The 4,500-nt window shown below is 69.6% G+C and carries 6 protein-coding genes; all 6 read right to left on the bottom strand.

Translation table 11 applies throughout. The annotated features are described in order from the left end of the window. Window positions 1-110 precede the first annotated feature (110 nt). Window positions 111-575, bottom strand: a complete 465-nt coding sequence (locus ACWCO3_RS31965) for a metal-sulfur cluster assembly factor (protein ID WP_354878447.1) — start codon at window positions 573-575, stop codon at window positions 111-113. A gap of 138 nt (window positions 576-713) precedes the next feature. Continuing rightward, window positions 714-1,187: a Fe-S cluster assembly sulfur transfer protein SufU gene (gene sufU, locus ACWCO3_RS31960; RefSeq protein ID WP_145779868.1), complete on the bottom strand. Its 474-nt coding sequence runs from the start codon at window positions 1,185-1,187 to the stop codon at window positions 714-716. Further along, entirely contained in the window at window positions 1,187-2,491 is a 1,305-nt protein-coding gene (locus tag ACWCO3_RS31955) for a cysteine desulfurase (RefSeq protein ID WP_145779867.1), read from the bottom strand. The genes sufU and ACWCO3_RS31955 overlap by 1 nt, the downstream gene beginning before the upstream one ends. Window positions 2,492-2,511: 20 nt before the next feature. Beyond that, window positions 2,512-3,285 carry a Fe-S cluster assembly ATPase SufC gene (sufC, locus tag ACWCO3_RS31950; RefSeq protein ID WP_007462702.1) on the bottom strand — a complete coding sequence of 258 codons (774 nt, stop codon included), beginning with the start codon at window positions 3,283-3,285 and terminating at the stop codon, window positions 2,512-2,514. Continuing rightward, a complete protein-coding gene (locus ACWCO3_RS31945) occupies window positions 3,285-3,611 on the bottom strand; it encodes a non-heme iron oxygenase ferredoxin subunit (protein ID WP_145779866.1) in 327 nt (108 codons plus the stop codon). Before ACWCO3_RS31945 ends, sufC begins: the two co-directional genes overlap by 1 nt. Continuing rightward, on the bottom strand, window positions 3,611-4,500 hold an 890-nt coding region (gene sufD / locus ACWCO3_RS31940; protein ID WP_450013612.1), incomplete at its 5' end, for a Fe-S cluster assembly protein SufD. The genes sufD and ACWCO3_RS31945, both read right to left, overlap by 1 nt.

Genomic DNA, 4,500 nt, shown 5'->3' with positions numbered 1-4,500 from the left:
AACGGCTGACGTGCCCCGGCGGCTCGGCGATCAGCGGTCCGACAGCGCCTTGATGCCATGGGTCGTGAGCAGCGCGGGCATCGGGTCGACGAAGGTCGTACGGAGTCGGGTCAGACGTTGAAGCCGAGGGAACGGAGCTGGTCCCGACCCTCATCGGTGATCTTGTCCGGACCCCACGGCGGAAGCCACACCCAGTTGATCCGGATGTCGTTGACCAGACCGCCCCCAGGGCCGGTGGTCAGTGCCTGCCGAGCCTGGTCCTCGATCACGTCGGTCAACGGGCAGGCCGCCGAGGTGAGCGTCATGTCCAGGGTGGCGACGTTCTCGTCATCGACGTGCACGCCGTACACCAGACCCAGGTCGACCACGTTGATGCCCAACTCCGGGTCGACGACGTCCTTCATCGCCTCCTCGATGTCGGCGATCATGGCCTTGCTGACACCGCCCGCCGGGGTGCCGGCGTCGCCGGCCTCCGGCGTCGCGGTGCCGTCGGCCGTTCCGGCGTCGGTCTGCGGCGCCGCGATGGCGTCACCGGCCTCCGGCGTCGCTGCGGTTGCCGTGTTCTCGCTGCTCATGCCATCACTCCGCTTCGCTCTGTGCCGCCACGGGGCAGCACTGCGCTGCACCAATTATTCTCGCTCATGCCGTCACTCCGCTGCGCTCCGCGACGCCATGAGGCCGCGCTGCACCACCGATTCGCTCGCTGAGCTCGCTCATGCCGTCACCTCCGGGTTGACGCCGACGCCGGCACGTGCCGCGGCGTCCTTGAACGCCATCCACGGCAGCAGCGCGCACTTGACCCGGGCGGGATAGCGGGCCACGCCCGCGAAGGCCACGCCGTCACCGAGCACGTCCTCGTCCGGCGTGATCTGGCCACGTCCGGACATCAACTCCACGAACGCCTCGTGCACCTCGAATGCTTCCCCGGCGCCCCGACCGCGCAGCAACTCGTGCAGCACGCTCGCGGAGGCCTGGCTGATCGAGCAGCCCATGCCGTCGTACGAGATGTCGTGCAGAACCGTGCCGTCGGTCGCCACCCGGACGGTGACCTCGTCACCGCAGGTGGGGTTGACGTGGTGCGCCTCCGCGACCCGGTCGCCGGAGTCCTCGGCGTCACGCAGTCCACGCCCGTGCGGGCGCTTGTAGTGATCCAGGATGATCTCCTGGTAGAGCTGGTCGAGCTGCATCAGTCGAACACCTTCTTCACCTGCTCCAGACCGGCCACCAGAGCGTCGATCTCCTCCGTGGTGGTGTAGAGGTAGAACGAGGCCCGGGTCATGGCCGGGACGCCGAACCGGCTGCACACCGGCTTGGCACAGTGGTGACCCACCCGCACCTGCACGCCGAGCGAGTCGAGCACCTGACCCACGTCGTGCGGGTGCACGTCGCCGAGCGCGAACGAGATGGTGCCGCCCCGGCCCACCGGCACGGTCGGGCCGAAGATCCGCAGGTCCGGCACCGAGGCGAAGGCGTCCAGCGCGTACGCCGTCAGCTCCTTCTCGTGCCACTGGATGGCCCGCATCCCGACGCCGGTCAGGTAGTCCACGGCCGCGCCGAGCGCGACCGCCTCGGCGATCGGCGGGGTGCCCGCCTCGAACCGGGCCGGCGGCGCGGCGAACGTCGAGCGGGCCATGGTGACCGTCTCGATCATCGAGCCGCCACCCATCACCGGCGGCATGGCCGCCAACAGCTCGGCCCGGCCCCAGAGCACGCCGATGCCGGTCGGGCCGCACATCTTGTGACCGGTGAACACGATGTAGTCGGCGTCCAGGTCGACCACGTCGATGGGCAGGTGCGGCACCGACTGCGAACAGTCCAGCAGCAGCAGCGCGCCCACCTCACGGACCCGGGCGGTGATCCGCGACGTGGCGTTGATCGTGCCGAGGATGTTGGACGTGTGCACCAGCGAGACGATCTTCGTCCGCTCGGTGACCAGGTCCTCCAGGCCCGACTCGTCCAGCCGGCCCTGGTCGGTGACGGGGAACCAGCGCAGGGTCGCGCCGGTCCGCTCGCAGAGCAGCTGCCACGGCACGATGTTCGAGTGGTGCTCCATCTCGGAGATCACCACCTCGTCGCCGGGGCCGAGCCGGAACCGGCTGTCGGCGTCCGGGCGCAGCGAGGCATTGGAGAAGGCGTACGCCACGATGTTGATCGCCTCGGTGGAGTTCTTGGTGAACACCACCTCGTCGACGCTCGGCGCGTTGATGAACGCGGCGACCTTCGCCCGCGCCCCCTCGTACGCCTCGGTGGCCTCGGTGCCCAACGTGTGCACCGAGCGCGAGACGTTGGCGTTGTGCCGCGCGTAGTGCTCGTCGAGCACGTCGAGCACCTGGCGCGGTTTGTGGGAGGTGTTGGCGCTGTCGAGGTAGACCAGCGGGTGCCCGTTGATCTCCCGATCGAGGATCGGGAAGTCGGCGCGCACCCGGGCCACGTCGAAACGCGGCACGTCGTCGTACTGCGGCATCCCCTCGGGGATCGCGATGCTGGTCATCTCGGCAGCGCCTCTCCCGCTCAGGCCTTGGCCGTGCCGGCCCCGGCGGCGTACCGCTCGTAGCCCTCGGCCTCGAGCTTGTCGGCCAGCTCCGGGCCGCCCTGCTCGACGATCCGGCCGGCAACGAAGACGTGCACGAAGTCCGGCTTGATGTAGCGCAGGATCCGCGTGTAGTGGGTGATCAGCAGCACGCCGGTGTCGCCGGTGTCGCGGACCCGGTTGACGCCCTCGCTGACCACGCGCAGCGCGTCCACGTCGAGGCCCGAGTCGGTCTCGTCGAGGATCGCGATCTTCGGCTTGAGCAGCTCCAGCTGGACGATCTCGTGCCGCTTCTTCTCACCACCGGAGAAGCCCTCGTTGACGTTGCGCTGGGCGAACGCCGGGTCCATCTGCAGGCGCTCCATCGCGCCGCGCAGCTCGCCGCCCCAGGTGCGCAGCTTCGGCGCCTCGCCGTCGATGGCGGTCTTCGCGGTCCGCAGGAAGTTCGCCACCGAGACGCCCGGCACCTCGACCGGGTACTGCATGGCCAGGAAGAGGCCGGCGCGGGCACGCTCGTCGACGGTCATCGCGAGAACGTCCTCGCCGTCGAGGGTCACCGTGCCGCCGGTGATCTCGTACTTGGGGTGACCGGCGATCGAGTACGCCAGGGTGGACTTGCCGGAGCCGTTCGGCCCCATGATCGCGTGGGTCTCGCCTGACTTCACGGTCAGGTCGACGCCGGCCAGGATCGGCTTGAGCTCACCCTCGGGCAGCTTGACCGACACCTTCAGGTCGCGGATCTCCAGGGTGCTCATTATCGGGTCACTCCATTACTCGGCGTCAGGCTGAGGTAGATGTCGCCGTCGCGGACTTCGACGGGGTAGACGGGGACGGGTTCGGTGGCGGGCAGCCCGCTCGGCTCGCCGGTGCGCAGGTCGAAGCGCGAGCCGTGCAGCCAGCACTCCAGCGTGCAACCGTCGACCTCTCCCTCGGAGAGGGCGACAGCGGCGTGCGAGCACTCGTCGTACGCCGCGTAGAAGTTGCCGTCCTCGCCGTGCACCAGGGCGATCGGAGTGCCGTCGACATCCGCGCTGATCGCGGTGCCCTTCGGCACGTCCTCGGTGGAGCAGATCCGGATCATCAGGCGCCGGCCTTGGTCAGCCGGGCCTCGATCGCGTCACCGAGACGCTCGCGCAGCGACTCCACCGGGATCTTGTTGATCAGCTCCGCGAAGAAGCCGCGGACCACCAGACGACGGGCCTCACCCTCCGGGATCCCCCGGGCCATCAGGTAGAACAACTGCTCGTCGTCGAAGCGGCCGGTCGCGCTGGCGTGGCCGGCGCCGGCGATCTCGCCGGTCTCGATCTCGAGATTGGGTACGGAGTCCGCCCGCGCGCCGTCGGTCAGCAGCAGGTTCCGGTTGATCTCGTACGTGTCGGTGCCGGTCGCCTCGGCCTGGATCAGCACGTCGCCCACCCAGACGGTGTGCGCGTCCGCGCCCTGCAGGGCGCCCCGGTAGCCGACGTAGCTGCGGCAGTCCGGAACGTTGTGGTCGACCAACTGCCGGTGCTCCAGGTGCTGGCCGGAGTCGGCGAAGTAGACGCCGTACAACTCGGCCTCGCCACCGCGCCCGGTGTATTCCACGCTGGTGAACTGCCGGATCAGGTCGCCACCCAGGGAGACCTGGATGTGGACGACCTTGGCGTCCCGACCCAGCTTGATCTTCAGGTGCTGGGCCTGGACCGCGTCGTCGGCCCAGTCGGCGACCGTGACCAACGTCAGCTTCGCGCCGTCGGCCACAGCGACCTCGACGTTGTCGGCCAGGGTGGCCGACCCGACGTGCTCCAGCACCAGTGTCGCCTCGGCGAACCGGCCCACCTCGACGAAGGTGTGACCGAACGCCGGCTGCTCGATGCCCTCGCCGACCACCCGCAGCCGCACCGCCTCGCCGAGCACCACGTCGGGGGCCACCCGCAGCAGCAGGGCGTCGGCGGCGGCACCGTAGCCTTCAGCGTCGAACCGTCCCAGCG

The organism is Micromonospora sp. NPDC002411 (assembly GCF_053592955.1).
Note: the sequence above shows the minus strand (reverse complement) of the source record. Positions and strands in the feature narration are given on the sequence as shown.